This window comes from Streptomyces sp. DG1A-41 (genome assembly GCF_037055355.1).
Classification (GTDB): domain Bacteria; phylum Actinomycetota; class Actinomycetes; order Streptomycetales; family Streptomycetaceae; genus Streptomyces.
This window is the reverse complement of sequence record NZ_CP146350.1, coordinates 8,239,563-8,257,282: the sequence shown is the minus strand read 5'-3', so window position 1 is coordinate 8,257,282 and position 17,720 is coordinate 8,239,563. Positions and strand designations below refer to the sequence as shown.

At 71.1% G+C, this 17,720-nt stretch carries 17 protein-coding genes and 1 pseudogene; 5 read left to right on the top strand and 13 right to left on the bottom strand.

The window, feature by feature from the left end:
* Window positions 1-8: 8 nt before the first annotated feature.
* The 6 genes from V8690_RS38150 to V8690_RS38125 form a co-directional block, all read right to left on the bottom strand.
* A complete protein-coding gene (locus V8690_RS38150) occupies window positions 9-959 on the bottom strand; it encodes a VOC family protein (protein WP_338784600.1) in 951 nt (316 codons plus the stop codon).
* The gene (locus tag V8690_RS38145) at window positions 956-2,017 is read right to left on the bottom strand and encodes a 4-oxalomesaconate tautomerase (protein ID WP_338785608.1); all 1,062 of its coding nucleotides are present in this window, start codon (window positions 2,015-2,017) and stop codon (window positions 956-958) included. The genes V8690_RS38150 and V8690_RS38145 overlap by 4 nt, the downstream gene beginning before the upstream one ends.
* An 11-nt stretch (window positions 2,018-2,028) precedes the next feature.
* Window positions 2,029-2,739, bottom strand: coding sequence for a 4-carboxy-4-hydroxy-2-oxoadipate aldolase/oxaloacetate decarboxylase (locus tag V8690_RS38140; RefSeq protein ID WP_338784599.1), 711 nt, complete (start codon window positions 2,737-2,739; stop codon window positions 2,029-2,031).
* The gene (locus V8690_RS38135; RefSeq protein ID WP_338784598.1) at window positions 2,736-3,491 is read right to left on the bottom strand and encodes a PIG-L deacetylase family protein; all 756 of its coding nucleotides are present in this window, start codon (window positions 3,489-3,491) and stop codon (window positions 2,736-2,738) included. Before V8690_RS38135 ends, V8690_RS38140 begins: the two co-directional genes overlap by 4 nt.
* Window positions 3,492-3,537: 46 nt before the next feature.
* Window positions 3,538-4,188: a GntR family transcriptional regulator gene (locus V8690_RS38130; RefSeq protein WP_338784597.1), complete on the bottom strand. Its 651-nt coding sequence runs from the start codon at window positions 4,186-4,188 to the stop codon at window positions 3,538-3,540.
* Window positions 4,189-4,317: 129 nt separating this feature from the next.
* Window positions 4,318-5,316, bottom strand: a complete 999-nt coding sequence (locus tag V8690_RS38125; RefSeq protein ID WP_338784596.1) for a LacI family DNA-binding transcriptional regulator — start codon at window positions 5,314-5,316, stop codon at window positions 4,318-4,320.
* 123 nt (window positions 5,317-5,439) lie between these two features.
* On the opposite strand from V8690_RS38125, the gene V8690_RS38120 reads away from it, so the two are divergent.
* The gene (locus V8690_RS38120) at window positions 5,440-6,603 is read left to right on the top strand and encodes a Gfo/Idh/MocA family oxidoreductase (protein ID WP_338784595.1); all 1,164 of its coding nucleotides are present in this window, start codon (window positions 5,440-5,442) and stop codon (window positions 6,601-6,603) included.
* Window positions 6,604-6,607: 4 nt separating this feature from the next.
* Here V8690_RS38120 and V8690_RS38115 read toward each other — a convergent pair whose 3' ends face one another.
* Window positions 6,608-7,219 (bottom strand): TMEM175 family protein, encoded by a 612-nt coding sequence (locus V8690_RS38115; protein ID WP_338784594.1) that lies wholly within the window; start codon window positions 7,217-7,219, stop codon window positions 6,608-6,610.
* Between the two features lie 75 nt (window positions 7,220-7,294).
* The gene (locus V8690_RS38110) at window positions 7,295-8,329 is read right to left on the bottom strand and encodes a LacI family DNA-binding transcriptional regulator (protein WP_338784593.1); all 1,035 of its coding nucleotides are present in this window, start codon (window positions 8,327-8,329) and stop codon (window positions 7,295-7,297) included.
* Between the two features lie 108 nt (window positions 8,330-8,437).
* Between V8690_RS38110 and V8690_RS38105 the strand changes: the two genes are divergently transcribed.
* The 4 genes from V8690_RS38105 to V8690_RS38090 all read left to right on the top strand — a co-directional run bounded on the left by V8690_RS38105 (window position 8,438) and on the right by V8690_RS38090 (window position 12,513).
* Window positions 8,438-9,595, top strand: a complete 1,158-nt coding sequence (locus V8690_RS38105; RefSeq protein WP_338784592.1) for a phytanoyl-CoA dioxygenase family protein — start codon at window positions 8,438-8,440, stop codon at window positions 9,593-9,595.
* An 8-nt stretch (window positions 9,596-9,603) separates the two neighbouring features.
* On the top strand, window positions 9,604-10,380 hold the full coding sequence (locus V8690_RS38100) for an SDR family oxidoreductase (RefSeq protein ID WP_338784591.1): 777 nt from the start codon (window positions 9,604-9,606) through the stop codon (window positions 10,378-10,380).
* Between the two features lie 115 nt (window positions 10,381-10,495).
* Entirely contained in the window at window positions 10,496-11,500 is a 1,005-nt protein-coding gene (locus tag V8690_RS38095; RefSeq protein ID WP_338784590.1) for a Gfo/Idh/MocA family oxidoreductase, read from the top strand.
* The gene (locus tag V8690_RS38090; RefSeq protein WP_338784589.1) at window positions 11,497-12,513 is read left to right on the top strand and encodes a Gfo/Idh/MocA family oxidoreductase; all 1,017 of its coding nucleotides are present in this window, start codon (window positions 11,497-11,499) and stop codon (window positions 12,511-12,513) included. The genes V8690_RS38095 and V8690_RS38090 overlap by 4 nt, the downstream gene beginning before the upstream one ends.
* Window positions 12,514-12,553: 40 nt before the next feature.
* Here V8690_RS38090 and V8690_RS38085 read toward each other — a convergent pair whose 3' ends face one another.
* The 5 genes and pseudogenes from V8690_RS38085 to V8690_RS38065 all read right to left on the bottom strand — a co-directional run bounded on the left by V8690_RS38085 (window position 12,554) and on the right by V8690_RS38065 (window position 17,507).
* Entirely contained in the window at window positions 12,554-13,573 is a 1,020-nt protein-coding gene (locus V8690_RS38085) for a Gfo/Idh/MocA family oxidoreductase (protein WP_338784588.1), read from the bottom strand.
* 18 nt (window positions 13,574-13,591) lie between these two features.
* Window positions 13,592-14,494, bottom strand: a complete 903-nt coding sequence (locus V8690_RS38080) for a sugar phosphate isomerase/epimerase (protein ID WP_338784586.1) — start codon at window positions 14,492-14,494, stop codon at window positions 13,592-13,594.
* A 1-nt stretch (window position 14,495) separates the two neighbouring features.
* A complete protein-coding gene (locus V8690_RS38075) occupies window positions 14,496-15,407 on the bottom strand; it encodes an ATP-binding cassette domain-containing protein (RefSeq protein WP_338784585.1) in 912 nt (303 codons plus the stop codon).
* A 5-nt stretch (window positions 15,408-15,412) separates the two neighbouring features.
* Window positions 15,413-16,488, bottom strand: a pseudogene (locus V8690_RS38070) (ABC transporter permease).
* Window positions 16,488-17,507, bottom strand: a complete 1,020-nt coding sequence (locus tag V8690_RS38065; RefSeq protein WP_338784584.1) for a sugar ABC transporter substrate-binding protein — start codon at window positions 17,505-17,507, stop codon at window positions 16,488-16,490. Before V8690_RS38065 ends, V8690_RS38070 begins: the two are co-directional and overlap by 1 nt.
* Window positions 17,508-17,720: the final 213 nt, after the last annotated feature.

Here is a 17,720-nt window from a genome sequence, read left to right as displayed (position 1 = left end):
TGTGCCGCTCAGGCGACCGGCGGTGTCCCGTGCATGTGGAAGGACTCGATGGTCTTCAGCCCCCAGGCCTGGCCCTTGGCCCGCTCCGCCTCGGTCCAGGTGATCAGCGGCCAGTCGGGCGCCAGCACCAGGCGGGTGAGCGGGTTGCACAGCTCCACGCGGTTGCCGCCCGGCTCGTAGACGTACAGGAAGAACGTCTGCTGGATGGCGTGCTTGTGCGGGCCCGTCTCGATGAACACACCGGTGTCGATGGCGAGATCGGCCGCCCGCAGGATGTCCTCGCGAGTGTCGGTGGCGAAGGCGATGTGGTGCAGCCGCCCCGTCGAGCCGGTCCGGTCCTCGGTGTAGACGACGTCGTACGACTTGTCGGTGAAGGTCAGCCAACGGGCCGCGATCCGGCCGGAGTCGAGCCGGATCTGCTCGGTCGGCCGGGCGCCGAGGACGTGTTGCTGGAACTCGGCGTTGGCGAGCACGTCGGAGGCGAGGAAGTTGACGTGGTCCAGCCGCCGTACGCCGACTCCCCGGTTGGGCTTGGCCTGCGGCTGGTTCTTCAGCGCCGGTTTCAGCTCGTCGGGGGCCCGGTAGTACTCGCTCTCCCAGTACAGGGCGTGTTCGTGGCCGTCCGGGTCGGTGGTGACGTAGAGCTTGCCGAGGCCGGGCTCGTCCTCGGTCCAGTGACCGGAGCCGCCGGCCTCCTCGATCGCCCGCACCCGGCGGTGCAGTGCCTCCTCACCGGAGGCGCGCAGGGCGAGCCGGCCGAGGCCCGGCTGTTCGCGGGCGGTGAGGACGAGGCTGTGGTGCTCGTAGTCGTCGTATGTCCGCAGGTAGACCGTGCCGCTGTCCTGGCCGCTGACGGTGAGGCCCAGGTAGTCGGTGAAGAAGGTGACGCTGGCGTCCAGGTCGGGGGTGAAGAGCTGGGTGTGGCCGAGGTGGGCGATGTCGCCCAAGGGTGGGGTCATCGGGGGTCCTTGAGGGGCTGGGCAGGGCGGGGGAAGACCGTGCCGTCGAAGATCTTGCGGGCCGTGCGCACCACGGCCGTACGGCGGGCCACGGGTCTGCCCGCGGCATCGGTGCCGATGCCGCACTCGATGTCCAGGTGTCCGGTGGGATGTTCGACGCGCACCCGGTCGCTCCCGGTGGGCAGATGCGCGAGGTCCGCGCCGACGCCGCCCTCGATGCGCAGCCCGGCGGCGACCCCGGCCGCGCCGAGCACGCCGATCGAGGTGTGGCAGCGTACGGGGATGAAGGTGCGGGTGGTGATCGCGCCGCCGTTCCGTGGCGGGGCCAGCAACGTCAGCTTGGGCACGGTGGTGTCCGCCACGTCGCCGAGCCCCATGTGGCGGCCCGCCTCGAGCCGGATCGCGTGCAGCCGGTCGGTGAGGGCGGTGTTCCCTTCCAGGGCCTCGGGCGTCTCGTGGCCGCCGACGCCGAGGGAGGCGGCCGCCATCAGCACGGTCGGCATGCCGTTGTCCACGCAGGTGACGGGGATGCCGTCGATTTCGTCCCGGACGTTCCCGGTGGGGAGCAACACCCCGTCTCCGGGCGAGAATTCGACGGTCACCGGGGCGGCGGTGCCGGGGACGCCGGCGATCTCGGTGTCCCCCGTGTAGTCCACCCGGCCGCCCGGGGTGGCGAAGGTCGCCGTCGCGAGGTCGCCCGAGTCGACCATGCGGATACGGACGGCCGTCCGCTCCTCCCCCGCCGGGACCAGCCCTCGCTCGACGGCGAACGGGCCGACTCCGGCGAGGATGTTGCCGCACTTCTGACGGTCAGTCACCACGGACTCGGCGACCGCCACTTGGAGGAAGAGGTAGTCGACGTCGGCGCGCGGGTCGGTGGAGGGCGACACGACGGCGACCTTGCTGGTGAGCGGGTGCCCGCCGCCCAGGCCGTCGATCTGCCGTTCGTCCGGGCTGCCCATGACGCGCAGCAGGAGCGCGTCGCGGGCGTCCGGGTCGGCGGGCAGGTCCTCGGCGAGGAAGTAGGCGCCCTTGGAGGTGCCGCCGCGCATCAGCATGCAGCGCACGGTCACGACGGCTCCCCCGACCGCAGATGGTCCTCATAGGAGGTGCAGGTCACGCCGAGCTGAGCGAGCTTCTCGCGCAATCCATAGCGGTCCAGGCTCAGTTGGCCGTCCAGGAACGCGGCGCGGCCGGCGGCCTCCTTGCGCTCGCGGGCTTCGGCGGCCTCGGCCGTCCGCCGGGCCCGCTCGCGGGGAACGACCACGACGCCGTCGTCGTCGGCGAGGATCACGTCTCCCGGGCGGATCACCTGGCCGCCGATCGCGATCGGTACGTTGACCGAGCCGCCGGTGGCCTTGACCGTGCCCTGCGCGGACACGGCGGCGGCCCAGGCGGGGAAGCCCAGCGCGCGCAGTTCGGCGGTGTCGCGGATGCCGGCGTTGATGACGAGGCCGCGCACGCCCCGCTGCCGGAGCGCGGTGGCGAACAGTTCGCCGAACATGCCGTCGGTGGAGGGCGAGGTGGTGGTCACCACCAGGACGTCGCCCTCGCCGCACTGCTCGACGGCGGCGTGGATCATGAGGTTGTCACCGGGCCGGCTGAGCACGGTGACGGCGGTGCCGGCGATCCGGGTGTCCTGCTGGATGGGGCGCAGGCCCGGACCGAGCAGGCCGGTGCGGCCCATGGCCTCGTGCACGGTGGCGACGGAGTGGCCGGCGAGGGCCTCGACGTCCTCGCCGTGCGCCTTCGGCGGGCCGGTGACGATGACGCCGCTCATGCCAGCTCCTTCGCGACCTGCGGGTAGGGGCGCATGTACGCCTCGGCCATGGCCCTGTGGGGCAGGCCGAGGTTGGGGCCCGCGTTGCGCTTGAGCTGGGCGCCGCGGCGGACGGCGAGGTCGGTGTAGTAGTCCCACAGGTGCCGCTGGGCGGCGAGGCACTCCATGGCCTTGCGTTTGGTCTCCCAGACCTCGGTGATGTCGAGCAGCACCTCGGGGCGGAAGCCGCTCATCTCGGGCTGGTGCGGCTCGAAGTAGAAGACGGGCGGGGCTCCGATGATCTCGCCCGGGCCGGGGTAGCCGATGGCCTGGGCGAGCACCCTGGCCTCCAGGGCCATGCGGTGGGCGGCCGGGTGATCGCCGTTGTACGGGTCGTCCACCGGGTGGGTGAGCACCACGTCGGGCTGCGTCTCCCGGTAGACCGCGACCAGTTGGTCGGTCAGCTCGGGGGTGACGAGGAGCGGGTAGTCGCCGGCGTCGAAGAAGCGGACCTTTGCGCCGAGCGTGGCGGCGGCCTGCTCGGCCTCCTCTCGGCGTATCGCCTTGATCTCCGCCAGCTTCTTCCCCGCGCGCCACGCCTTCGCGGACTCGCCGCGCTCGCCGAAGGTCAGGCACGCGATGGTGACCCGCTCGCCGCGGGAGGCGGCCAGGGCGATGGCGCCGCCGGCTCGCCACACGAAGTCGCCCGCGTGCGCGGTCACGACGAGTGTGGAGCGTGGTGGGGTGGGGGCGGGCGCGTTGCCATGCGTCATGCTGCATCTCCTTGCCGGACAGGGGCACGCCCGCCTCGCGCGTGGGTCAGTCGCGCAGCGCCTCGATCACACTGCCGAGGTGGGCGCGGACGGCCTCCTCGGCCGCCTGCGGATCCCTGGCCCCGATCGCCTCGATCATGGCCAGGTGCTCCTTCAGGGATTGCTGGGGGCGCCCCGGGCGCAGCGCCAGCCGGAAGCGGTGGCGTACCAGTTGGGCGTTGAGCCGCTCCAGCAGTTCCACGGCCGTCCGCTGGCCGGAGAACTCCCGGATGCGGGCGTGCAGTTCGTGGTTGAGGTCCGAGTACGTGACCGGCTCGCCGTCGGCCACGGCCTTGGTCATCGCCGTGCCGAGGGCGGTGAGTTCGGCCAGTTGCTCGTCGCTCGCCGCCACGGCCGCCTTCGCCGCGCACAGCCCTTCCAGCACCATGCGGCACTCGGTGATGGCGACCGCCTCCTCCACGGTCACCACCCTCACCCGCGAACCGCGGTTGCGAATCCGCTCGACCAGGCCCTGGGCCTCCAGATCGATCAGTGCCGCCCGGATGCTGGCCCTCGTCACACCGAACTGCTCGGCGAGCTCGTTCTCCACCAGCCGCTGCGCCGGTGCCATCTCGCCCCGCAGGATCGCCTGCCGCAGCTGCGCGATCGCGTGCTGTTTGGCCTGCTCTCCGGTGCCCGGACGGGCTTGAGTCGGCATGCGTTGCCCTCCCTGAATGAGTGCCTGTCGAACGTAAATCTAGCCAGCCGAGATTGTCAACAATTTCGTGCACCACATTGTTGGACACGAGTGGGCGTGCGCGAGCGGAGCGTCGCAGAGCGTGCGGGACTACGACGGCCGCGCCGTCGTCCCCCGGATCTCCAGCGTCGGTGTCGCCAGATGGACCCGCCCCTCTCCCCCGGGCCGTTCGAAGCGGTCGAGGAGGAAGCGGGCGGCGCGGCGGCCGACCTCGTGGCCGGCGTTGTCGACGGTGGTGAGCCACAGGTGGCGCAGGCGGGAGATGCTGGTGTTGTCGTAGCCGACGACGGACACGTCGTGCGGGACGCGCAGGCCCAGTTCCTCCGCCGCCGAAAGGGCGCCGACGCAGGTGATGTCGTTCACGGCGAAGACGGCGGTGGGGCGGTCGGGGCTGCTGAGGAGGCGGACGGTGGCGCGGTAGCCGCCCTCCTCGGTCATGTCGACGGCTTCGACGACGGCCCGGTCCGCCAGGCCGTGCGCCCGCATCGTCACCTCGAAGCTGCGGCGGCGCAGTTCCCCGACGGCTCCGTAACCCGCGAGGTGCGCGATGCGGCTGTGGCCGAGGCCGATGAGGTGCTCGGTGACCAGCCGGGCGCCCTGCTCGTCGTCGCCGGCGACCTGGTCCACCCCGGGCGGCACGGGCTCGCGGGCGCCCGCCAGGACGACCGGCATCCGCTCGGCGACCACGCCGAGGGCCGCCGGGTCGGGCAGGGTGCCGACCACGACCAGGCCGTCGACGCGGAGGTCCAGGAGCGGATCGGCCGGGTCCTGGCCGGTGCGGCGGTTGAGGCGGGCGTCGGCGAGCAGCATGTGCAGGCCGTTCGCGTGCAGGAGGGAGTTCAGGCCGTCGAGGAGGTCGACGAACCAGGGGTTGCGCAGGTCGTTCAGGAGGACGCCCACCGTGCGGGTGCGCTGCTCGCTGAGGCTGCGCGCGGCGGCGTTGGGCCGGTAGCCGAGCTCCTGGGCGGCGCGCAGCACGGCCTCCCGCTTCTCGGGGCGCACCTGGTCGGAGCCGCGCAGCACCAGGGACACCAGCGACTTGGACACGCCGGCCCGTTCGGCAACGTCGCGGATCGTCGGCGGTCTCATGAGATGGACCGTTCCATGGGAGTCGGCGCCCTGTCAAAGGGCGAGGAAAAGGGTTGACAGCTGCGGGAAAGCGCGCCCAGGGTGGGCTGGACAGGTTCTGGAACGGTCCAAAGAGGGGCTCTCATGGTGGACACGCTCGGCGTCGCCGTCGTCGGATTCGGCTGGATGGGGCGCGTGCACACCCAGGCGTACGCGCGCGTGCGGCACCACTATCCGCAGCTGCCCCTCGTCCCGGAGCTGATCACGGTCGCCGAGGAGGTGCCGGGCCGGGCGGAGGAGGCCGCCGCGCAGTTCGGGTTCGCGTCGACGACGCGTGACTGGCGCGAGGTGGCCGCCGACCCCCGGGTGAAGGCGGTCAGCATCACCGCGCCGAACTTCCTGCACCGCGAGATCGGCGTCGCCATGGCCGAGGCGGGCAAGCACATCTGGATCGAGAAGCCGGTGGGTCTGACCGCCGAGGACGCCCGCGCGGTGGCGGACGCGGCGGCCGAGGCGGGTGTGCAGGGCACCGTCGGCTTCAACTACCGCAACGCGCCCGCCGTCGAGGCGGCCCGCGAGCTGATCGCCTCGGGGGAGATCGGCGCGGTCACGCATGTCCGCATCCGGCTGTTCAGCGACTACGCGGCCCATCCCGAGGGCGCGCTGACGTGGCGGTACGAGCGGGAGCGGGGCGGCAGCGGCGTACTGGGCGACCTGGCCTCGCACGGTGCCGACCTGGCCCGGTTCCTGCTCGGCGACATCACGTCCCTGACGGCCGACACGGCGATCTTCCTGCCGCAGCGGGCCCGTCCGACCGTGGCGACAGCGGGCCACAGCCGCGCCTCCGGCGGCGAACTCGGCCCGGTCGAGAACGAGGACTACGTCAGCTGCCTGCTGCGCTTCGCCTCGGGGGCGCGTGGTGTGCTGGAGGCCTGCCGGGTCTCGGTCGGCGAGCAGAACAACTACGGCTTCGAGGTGCACGGCACCAAGGGCGCGGTGTTCTGGGACTTCCGCCGCATGAACGAGCTGGGGATCAGCCGCGGCACGACCTACCAGGACCAGGCCGTCACAACGGTGTACGTCGGCCCGGGTCATGGCGAGTTCGCCGCGTTCCAGCCCGGCGCGGCGAACGCCATGGGGTACGACGACCTGAAGGTCATCGAGGCGTACCGCTTCCTCCGGTCGGTCGCCGACGTCACTCCGCACGGGGCGACACTCGCGGACGCCGTGCACAGTGCGGCCGCGCTGGACGCGATGGCGCGGTCGGCGGCGAGCGGCGCCTGGGCGGAAGTGGCCGTGGGGGCCTGACGCTTCAGCCCGCCTTCTCGAGGCGGCGGCCCAGGACGAACCTCACCGGGACGAGGACGAGCCACAGCCACATGGCCGGGGCGCCGGCCACCAGGGCCAGCGGGACGGTCACGGCGAACACCACCACCAGCGTGACGCTCTCCAGGAGGTAGGGCGTACTGCTGGTGTCGGAGCGGGTGCCGTCGCGCAGCCACGGGCGCTTCGCCAGGACGGCGGCCAGCGCCAGATGGCAGGCGCCGAGCGCTGCGACCGCCGCCGCGTAGACGGCGACCGACACGGGCACGTCGCCGTACTCCGCGAGCAGCCTGGTCGGGAAAGGGACCAGGGCCGCGACCCCCAAGCCGGTGAGGGACAGGATGATCACGTGTCCGTCCACCTCCCGTACGTCACGGAAGATCCTGCGGTGATCGCGCCAGAAGCTGCCGAGCACCGCGACGCTGAGCGCGTAGGCACCGAGGTCCGGGAGCAGCCGGTGCAATGCTTCGTGATACCCGTCCGCGTCCAGGCCGCGCGGGACGTAGAGGTCCAGGACCAGCAGCGTGATGGCGATGGCGAAAACGCCGTCGGCGAGGGTCAGCAACCGGTCAGGCCCGCCGTCCGGGCGCGAGGTCCACATGAGGACGACGGTAGGGGCCGTGGCGCACGGCGCTCCGGATACACGCCGGGGTGCCGCACCCGGAACCGCCCCGGCTCACGCGGCCGTCACCTGCGGCGGCATGTTGTACGGCGTCACCACCTGGATCGCCGACGGCAGCGACGGCCCGGCCGGCGGCAGTGCGCCGTGTGCCCGCATGACCGTGTGGCAGGCCTCGCGCACGTCCTGGCGCAGGTCGTGGTGGAGCACGGCGGACAGGCGGTGCCCGCGCAGCAGCCGGGTGTTGTCGTGGTCGAGGTCGTGCGCGACGAACACGGCGCACTCGCGGCCGAGATCGTCGAAGGCCCTCAGCGTGGCGATGTTGCCGCCGCCGATCGAGTACACCGCCCGGATGTCCGGGTCGCGTTCCAGCGCGGCCCGGACGAGGTCGTACTGGGTGGCGTCCAGCCCCTGCCCCTCGGCGATCTCGACCAGCGTGCGCTCGGGATGCCGGGCCCGCATGGCGCTGCGGAAGCCCATCTCACGCTCCTCCTCGTTGCGGAAGAAACCGCTGCTGAGGCTGGTCAGGATGTTGCCCGGGCGCTCCCCCAGCCACTGGCCCATCAGATACGCGGCCGTCGCGCCCGCCGCCCGGTCGTCGATGCCGACGTAGGCGAGCCGGGCGCTGGCGGGCAGGTCGGTCACCAGGGTCACGACCGGGATGCCGACGGCTTCGAGACGGCCGACGGCGGCGGTGACCTCGGGGACGTCCGGGGCCTTGAGAATCACGCCCTGCGAGCCGCGCCGGGCGATCCGGTCCAGGGTCCGCACGAGTTCCCCGACCGGGCCGGTCTCGCGGAAGTGGAAGCGGGAGCGCAGCACCGCCGGGTGCAGGGACGGCAGCTCGGCCTCCAGGGCGGCACGGATCGCGGTGGTGAAACGCTCGGGCGCCTGCATGACGATGTCGACCATGAACGTCCGGCCGACGAGCCGGACCTGCGTGCGCTGCCGGTCCAGGTCGGCTATCGCCCGGTGCACCTCCTGCGCGGTGCTCTCCCGGACCCCGCCCCGGCCGTTGAGGACCCGGTCGACCGTCGCCTCGCTCAGGCCCGCCTGACGTGCGATCTCCCGGATCGGGAACGGGTGGCCCATGCGCCGGCTCCTTGAGGGGTTTTTGATGGCTGCCTGCTGGTTGTTCGAGGGGTTTGTACTGACAAGAATGACAGGGATCCGTCGCTCCGTGACCCCGAAGGGACGACGATGTCCTTCACTTCCGTACACCCCCGCGTCTGGCTGTCCGAGCAGGACTGCGATCTCGACGCGCTCCGCGCGCTGGTCGAACGGGCGACGGACCCCGCCGACTATCCGCACGCCTCGGCCGTGGAGCGGAACGTGCCGGTCTACGACACCGGTCTGCTCGAAGGCGACCGGGTCGTCCAGGCCGAGCTGGTGCGCGCGCTCGCCGACGGGCCCGGCATCGTCGTCTTCCGCGGTGCCTTTCCCGACCCGGGGGTCGTGGACCGGGCCACCGCCGTGTTCGACGCCCTGATCGCCGAGCAGCGCGCCTCGGGCGCGACGGCCGGTGACCACTTCGCCAAGCCGGGCGCCAACGACCGGGTGTGGAACGCCCTGGAGAAGGCGGCCCTGTACGACGCGGAGGCGTTCGCCGACTACTACGCCAACGACGTCCTCGCCCTCGTGGCGACGGCCTGGCTGGGTCCCGGCTACCAGGTCACCTCGCAGCTCAACGTGGTCAACCCGGGCGGCGCCGCCCAGACCGCGCACCGCGACTACCATCTGGGCTTCCTGTCCGACGAGGTCGCCGCCGCCTATCCCGGGCACGTGCACCGCCTCTCCCCCGTGCTGACCCTCCAGGGCGCGGTCGCGCACTGCGACATGCCGGTGGAGTCCGGGCCGACGATGTACCTGCCGCACTCGCAGAAGTACGAGCCGGGCTATCTCGCCTGGCGGCGCCCGGAGTTCCGGGCGTACTTCGAGGCCCACCAGGTGCAGCTGCCGCTCGCGAAGGGCGACGCGGTCTTCTTCAACCCGGCCCTCTTCCACGCCGCCGGCACCAACCGCTCGGCGGACATCCGGCGCATGGCCAACCTGGTGCAGGTGTCGTCCGCGTTCGGGCGCGCGATGGAGACGGTGGACCGGGAGGCCGTGGCGAACGCGGTGTACCCCGTGCTGCTGAAGCGGAAGGCCGAGGGCGCGAGCGACGCGTGGCTGGCCAACGTCATCGCGGCGAGCGCCGAGGGCTACCCCTTCCCCACCAACCTCGACAGCGACCCGCCGGTCGACGGCCTGGCCCCGCCCTCGCAGGCGGAGATCGTACGGCGGGCCCTGCATGAGGAGTGGACGCCGGAGGCGCTCCGTGCGGAGCTGCGGGCCGGTACCGAACGACGAGAGAGCTGAGGAACCTCGTGGGACTTCTCGACGACAAGATCGTCCTGGTCAACGGCGGCAGTCAGGGTGTCGGCGCCGCCATCGCGCGGGCCGCCGTCCGCGAGGGGGCGGTCGTGGCCGTCACCGGGCGGCGTCCCGAACCCGGCGAGGCCCTGGTGGAGGAGCTGACCGCCGCGGGCGGCAAGGCCCTGTACGTCCGGGCCGACCTGTCGGACGCCGGGCAGGCGAAGGCCTCCGTGGCCCGGGTCGTGGAGACGTACGGCCGCGTCGACTGCCTCGTGAACTCCGCCGGGCTGACCTCCCGGGGGACGCTGCTGGACACCACGCCCGAGCTGTTCGACCAGCACATCGCGATCAACCTCAAGGGGCCGTTCTTCGCCATGCAGGCGGCGGTCGCGGACATGGTCGCGCGTCAGGCACCCGGCACGATCGTCAACATCATCACCTCGTCGGCGCACGGCGGGCAGCCGTTCCTGGCGCCGTACGTCGCCGCGAAGGCGGGCCTGGTCGGCCTGACCCGCAACGCCGCGCACGCGCACCGGTGGGACCGGGTCCGGATCAACGGGCTGAACATCGGCTGGACCGCGACGGAGGGGGAGGACGCGACGCAGCGGGTGTTCCACGGCGCCGGGGACGACTGGCGTGAAGAGGCCGCCGCGAAGTTGCCGATGGGCAAGTTGGGCCAGCCGGATGAGATCGCCGACTTTGTTGTGTTCCTGCTGTCGGAGCGGTCCGGGGTGGTCACCGGGTCGGTTATCGATTGGGACCAGAACGTGTTGGGCGGACTCGACTGAGGATGTGCCGCGTTGTGTCGTCCGTCGTGTGCGGCGCCGTTGTGGCTGGTCGCGCAGTTCCCCGCGCCCCTGAGGGCGTAGCACCACCCCCTGTTTACGACTAGGAGCAATACCCATGCGTATCGGAATCCTCGGCCTCGGCCGCATCGGCGCCTTTCATGCCGAGACCCTGTCCGGGCTCGACGCCGTCGAGTCCCTCGTCGTCACCGATCCGTTCGCGGACGCCGCCAAGGCCGCCGCCGAGCGGTTCGGCGCCGACGTCGTGGACTCGCCCGAGGCCCTGCTGGCCGCCGGCGTGGACGGCATCGTCGTCGCGGCCGCGACGGACGCCCACCCCGCGCTGATCCTCGCCGGGGTCGAGGCCGGCATCCCCGTCTTCTGCGAGAAGCCCGTCGCCAGGACCATGAGCGAGGGCGTCGAGGTGCTGAAGGCCGTCCAGGGCAGGGACGTGCCGATCCAGATCGGCTACAACCGCCGCTTCGACACCGGTTTCGTCAACGCCCGCGCGGCCGTGCGGAGCGGCGAGCTCGGCGCGCTGCACACGGTCCGCTCGACCACGCTCGACCCGGCGCCGCCGCCCGCCGCGTACATCGCCGCCTCCGGCGGCATCTTCCGCGACTGCTCGGTGCACGACTTCGACATCATCCGCTGGGTGACCGGCCGTGAGGTGACCGAGGTGTACGCCGTGGGCGGCAACCGCGGTGCCGACTTCATCAAGGAGGCCGGTGACGCCGACACCACCGGCGCGATCCTCACCCTGGACGACGGCACGATCGCCGTGGTGTCCAACTCCCGCCACAACGCCCGTGGTTACGACGTCCGCATGGAAATCCACGGCTTTACGGACTCCATCGCCGTCGGCCTGGAGGACAAGCTGCCGCTGCGCTCGGTCGAGCCGGGCGTGACCTTCCCGGCGGGCACCCCTCACGACTTCTTCATGGACCGCTTCACCGAGGCCTACCGCGCCGAACTGACCGCGTTCACCGAGGTCGTCGCCGGCACCCGCCCCTCCCCCTGCACGATCGAGGACGCCCTGGAGGCGGGCTGGATCGCCGAGGCGTGCACCCTGTCGCTGCACGAGCACCGTCCCGTGACGATCGAGGAGGTACGGCAGGCATGAGCGAGAAGGGCCGGGAACCCCTGCGCATAGGTGTGCTGGGAGCCGCGCGGATCACCGGGCGCTCCCTGACCGACCCGGCCCGGGCGACCGGCCACCGCCTCGTCGCGGTGGCCGCCCGCGACCGCGCCCGAGCCGAGGCGTTCGCCGCCGAGCACGGAGTGGAGCGGGTGGCGGGTTCGTACGCCGAGCTGGTGGCCGATCCCGAGGTCGACGTCGTCTACAACCCGCTCGCCAACGGTCTGCACGGCCCGTGGAACCTGGCCGCCCTCGCGGCGGGCAAGCACGTGCTGTCGGAGAAGCCGTCGGCGAGCAACGCGCGGGAGGCGGCGGAGGTGCGGGAGGCCGCCGGGAAGGCCGGGACGGTCTTCATGGAGGCCTTCCACTACCTCTTCCACCCGGTCACCCGCCGCCTGCACGAGCTGCTGGACTCGGGTGAACTCGGCGAACTGCGGCACGTGGAGGCGATGGTCGCCATCGCCGCCCCGCCGGACGCCGACCCACGCTGGTCGCTGCGGCTGGCCGGCGGCGCCCTGATGGACCTGGGCTGCTACGGCCTGCACGCACTGCGCATGCTCGCCCCCTGGGCGGGCGGCGCACCGCGCCTTGCCGGGGCCCGGGGCGGGGAGCGCGCGGGCGCACCCGGGGTCGACGAGTGGCTGGACGCCGACCTGGAGTTCCCCGGCGGTGCGACCGGCTCCGCCCGCTGTCACATGGCGTACGACGGGCTGGACATGAGCATCCAGATCACCGGCTCGCGGGGTGAGGCGACGGCCCTGAACTTCGTGCTGCCCCAGATGGACGACCGGATCGTGGTGCGCACCCCGGAGGGCGAACGCACGGAACGCCTCGGGACGCGCTCGTCGTACACGTACCAGCTGGAGGCGTTCGCCGCCCGGGTGCGAGACGGTGCGCCGCTGCCGCTGGACGCCGACGACGCGGTGACGACGATGGCGCTCATCGACGACTGCTACCGCGCGGCCGGGTTCGAGCCCCGGCCCCGCACCAGGATCTGAGGCACCCGCTGAGCGGGCCGGGGGCGCACCCCCGGCCCGCTCACGCGTACAGCGCGGGCTTCCCGACCAGTTCGACCTCGACCCGGCCGCCGTCCTCCAGCGCCCGTACCCCCGCCTCGCACACCGCGGCGGCGGCGTAGCCGTCCCAGACGCCGGGGCCGGTGACCTCGCCGCGGCGGGTGGCGTCGACCCAGGTCTGGATCTGACGGTCGTAGGCCGTCTCGAAGCGTTCGGTGAAGTCCTGGGCGATGGTGCCGCCCCAGCGGCCGGCCATGTTGGTGACCAGGGCGTGGCCGTCGCCGATGCGGGCGGTGCCGCGTTCGCAGACCACCTCGGCCTGCACCTGGTAGCCGAAGCCGCAGTTGACGAAGATCTCCACGTCACACAGGGCGCCGCCGTCGGTCTCGAAGACGACGAACTGCGGATCGCGCAGTCCGTCGGGGGCGTTGGCGGACGGGGCGGGGCGCAGCACCGTGACCGCCGTGATCTCGTGCCCCAGCAGCCAGCGGGTCACGTCCGCCTCGTGGGCGACGGAGTCGCTGATGAGCATGGAGCTGGTGAAGAAGGGCGGGCTGGCCACGTTGCGGTGCCGGTTGTGGAGCATCAGCGGGCGGCCCAGCTGGCCGGTTGCCAGCAGGGCCTTCAGCTTCGCGTACTCGGGGTCGTAGCGGCGCATGAAGCCGACCTGGACACGGCGGTGGCCGAGGCGCAGTTCGGCTTCGAGGACGCGCAGTGCGGAGGCCGCGTCGGGGGTGAGCGGCTTCTCGCACAGGACGGGCAGGTCGCGCTCGAAGGCCGCGAGCAGGGTGGCCTCGTGGGCCGGACCCGGGGAGGCGATCAGGACGGCGTCGACGTCGGCCGCCGCCAGTGCGGCGGCCGGGTCGGTGTGGGCGGTACAGCCGTCGACACGGGCTGCGACGGCCTTCGCGCGCTCCGCGTCGACGTCCGCGACGGCGACCACCCGTGCTCCGCTGATGACTTCGTGGAGGCGGCGCACATGGTCGGCGCCCATTCTTCCGGTACCGATGACCGCGACTCCCAGGGTGGCGCGCTCAGTCATGGCCGTCCTTTCGGATCGTCAGGCGCCGCAGGACCTCAGGAACTTGCGGGTGCGCACCGCGATCGGCAGCGGCTTGTCCGGCTCGCAGGGGTACATGTCCTGCTCGACGATGGCGAACAGGTCCACACCCAGCTTCTGGGCGGCTGTGAGAACCGGACCCAGTTCGGGCACGCCGGCGGGCGGTTCGCACATGACTCCGCGCGCCACGGCGGGGCCGAACGGGACCTCGTTCTTGACCACGTCGGCGAGGATCTCCGGATCGACCTGCTTGAGGTGCAGATAGCCGATGCGCTCGCCGTACGTCTCGATCAGCTTGACGCTGTCGCCGCCGCAGTAGGCGTAGTGCCCGGTGTCCAGGCAGAGGTTGACCGCGTCGGAGTCGGTGGAGTCGAGGAACTGCTCCACGTGCTCCTCGGTGTCGATGTGGGTGTCGGCGTGCGGGTGGACGACGATGTCCAGGCCGTACCTGTCCTTCACCTCGCGGCCGAGGCGCTCCATGCCCGTGGTGAGGTTGCGCCACTGCTCGGTGGTGAGCTCCGGGGGCTCCAGGATCTCGGCGGTCTTGTCGTCCCGCCAGAAGGACGGGATGACCACCAGGTGCCCCGCGTCCATGGCCTGGGTGAGGGCGGCGACCCGGCTGACCTGCTCCCAGGTGGAGTCCCACTCGGAGGGACCGCGGTGAAGGCCGCAGAAGATCGTGCCGGCGGAGACCTTCAGGTTCCGCTTGGTCACCTCGTCGGTGAGCCGGGCCGGGTCGGTCGGCAGGTAGCCGTACGGGCCGAGTTCGATCCAGGAGTAGCCGGCCTCGGCGACCTCGTCCAGGAAGCGTTCCCAGGGCACCTGCTGGGGGTCGTCGGGGAACCAGACGCCCCAGGAGTCGGGGGCGGAGCCGACCCGGATGCGGTCGAGCGCGAGTGCCATGTCAGGACTTTCCTTCCGAAGACGTGGCTACGGGGGCGGTGAGGTCTCCCGCCTCGGGGAGCTCCTCGACGTCGACGCCGCGGACCTGCGCCAACTCGTGCTTGAGGGAGGCCAGTTCGGTGCCGCCGGCCATGTGGTTGGTCAGCTCTTCCAGGCTGACCTCGCTGCGGGAGGCGGACAGTTCCATGGTGCCCAGGCGCAGCACGCTGAAGTGGTCGCCGACCATGTAGGCGTGGTGCGGGTTGTGGGTGATGAAGATGACGCCGAGGCCCTTCTCGCGGGCGGCGGCGATGTACTTCAGCACTACACCGGACTGCTTCACGCCGAGGGCGGCGGTCGGCTCGTCCAGGATGAGGACGCGGGCGCCGAAGTAGACGGCGCGGGCGATCGCGACGCACTGGCGCTGGCCGCCGGAGAGCGTGCCGATGGGCTGCTCCATGTCGTCGAGGACGATTCCCATGGCGCGCAGTTCCTCGTCGGCGGTCTTCTTCATCCGCTCGATGTCGAGACGGCGGAACGGCCAGGGTCCCTTGGTCATCTCGGAGCCGAGGAAGAAGTTGCGCCACACCGGCATCAGCGGGACGACGGCGAGGTCCTGGTAGACCGTGGCGATGCCCTTGTCGAGGGCCTCGCGCGGGGTGGAGAAGCGCACCGGTTCGCCGTCGACGAGGAACTCGCCCTCGGTGTGCTGGTGCAGACCCGAGATGATCTTGATGAGGGTGGACTTGCCGGCGCCGTTGTCGCCGAGGACGCAGGTGACCTGGTTGGGGAAGACCTTCAGGTCGACGCCGTGCAGGGCGCGGATGTTGCCGTAGGACTTGCCGGCGCCGCGGAGTTCGACGAGGGGTCGGTCCTTCGCGGGCGGCGTGTCCTGAAGGACGGCGCCGTGGGTGCCGGTTTCGTTGCTGGTCATTGCGGTCACCTCCGGGTCGCCGTGCGCTGGACCCACAGATTGATGAGGACGGCGCCGAGGAGCATCACGCCGAGGAAGGCCTTGAACCAGTCCGGGTTCCAGCCGGCGTAGACGATGCCCTGCTGCACCATGCCGAACATGAAGGCGCCGAAGACCGGGCCGATCGCGGAGCCGTAGCCACCGGTCAGCAGACAGCCGCCGATGACGGCCGCGGCGATGTAGATGAGCTCCTGGCCCACGCCCTCGCCGGACTGCACGGTGTTGAAGGAGAACAGCTGGTGCATGCCGACGAACCAGGCGCCGAAGCCGACCAGCATGAACAGGGAGATCTTGGTGAACGTCACCGGGACACCGACGGCCCGGGCGGAGTGCTTGTTGCCGCCGACCGCGAAGATCCAGTTGCCGTACTTGGTGCGCAGCAGCACCCAGGTGGCCAGGGCCGCGAAGACCAGCCACCACACCACCGTGATCTTGACGTTGACCCCGCCGACGGTGAACGACGACGCGAAGATCTTCTGCGCCTGGGTGAAGCCGTCCATGTCGCTGATGTCGTCGGTGGCGACGTTGCCGGTGACCAGCTTGGTCACGGCCAGGTTCACACCCTGGAGGATCAGGAAGGTGCCGAGGGTGACCAGGAAGCTGGGCAGTCCCGTCTTGACCAGCAGCCAGCCGTTGAACGCCCCGATGGCGAGCGACACCAGGAGGGCGACGATCACGCCGACCCAGACGTTCATGGTCAGCTGGTAGCTGAGCATGGACGCGGTCAGCGCCGACGTGATCACGGCGACACCGGCCGACAGGTCGAACTCACCGCCGATCATCAGCAGGGCCACGGGCAGCGCCATGATCCCGATGGTCGACGACTGGTACAGGATGTTGGCCATCGAGCTGCCGTCGCGCACCGGCGGCGCGGCGAACAGGAAGAACACGAGCACGGCGACGGCGCCGAGGAAGACGCCGACCTCGGGCCTGGCCAGCAGCCGCAGCGCCAGCGGGCGCTGCCGCGTCCGGCCGTCGGACTGCTTGGGGCCGGGGCCGGCGGTGTCTCCACCGCCGGCGCAGCCTGTTGGGTCATGCTCATCACCGGGTGCCCTTCGCGGCGAACTCCCCGATCTTGTCGACGTTGGACTTGTCGACGAAGGCCGGGCCGGTCAGCACGGGCTGCTCGCCGCCGCCGCTGTAGTTGCCGTTGTTCTTGTAGAGCCACAGGCCGTCTACGGCCAGGTAGCCCTGGAGGTAGGGCTGCTGGTCGACGGCGAACTGGATGGAGTCGTTCTTGATGGCCTTGATGAGGTCCTTGTTGAGGTCGAAGGTGGCGACCTTCGCCTTGCTGCCGGCGTCGGAGACCGACTGCACCGCGGTCAGCGCGAAGGGGGCGCCGAGCGTGACGACGTAGTCGATGGACGGGTCCTGCTTGAGCTTGGCGGTGATCGTCGACTTCACGGCCGGCATGTCGGTTCCGTTGACGTTCTGGGGGTCGACCTTGCCGTCGAAGGTCTTCGCCACGCCGTCGCAGCGCTGGGTGAGGCCGACGTTGCCCTGCTCCTGCATGACGCAGAGGACGTTCTTGGCACCGACCTCGTTGAGCTTCTTGCCGAAGGCCTCGCCGGCGACGGACTCGTCCTGGCCGAAGAACTCCAGCAGGTTGAGCTTCTTCCAGTCGCTCAGGCCGGAGTTGAGGCCGACGACGGGTATGCCGGCCTTCTCCGCCTTGCCGATGACGCCCTTGAGGGCGTCCGGCTTGGCGAGGGTGACGGCGATGCCGTCGACCTTCTGGTCGATCGCGTTCTGGACCAGGTTGGCCTGGTTGCCCGCGTTCGGGTCGGCGGAGTAGATGAGCTTGATGTTGTCCTTGGCGGCGGCGGCCTCGGCACCCTTGCGCACGGTGTCCCAGAAGGTGTCACCGGGTGCCTGGTGGGTGACCAGGGCGACGGTCATGCGCGGCGTGGTCGCCTTGCCGGCGGAGGCGTTGGCAGCGCCTTCCTCCGACTTCTTGCCCCCGGAACTGCTGGAGCAGCCGGCGAGGGTCAGGGCCGCTGCCGCGGCAACTGCTACGACCGGCGCGATCCTGCGGGAGCGGGGGTGGGAAGAGCGGTCCATCTTTCCTGGCACCTCACTGTGCTACTGCGGGGGAAAGGGGAGGGATCACGAGGGATCCGTGGTCCCGGAGCCTTACGGAGTCCGGATCATGATGCCGCAAACAGACTGTTGCGATGCCACGGGATCCAAGTCCTTGCCGCGCCCGCTGTCAATACTTTGTTAAGACATCATTTCACAAGCAGGTCCGAATGTAAGTACAAACTATTGACAGGG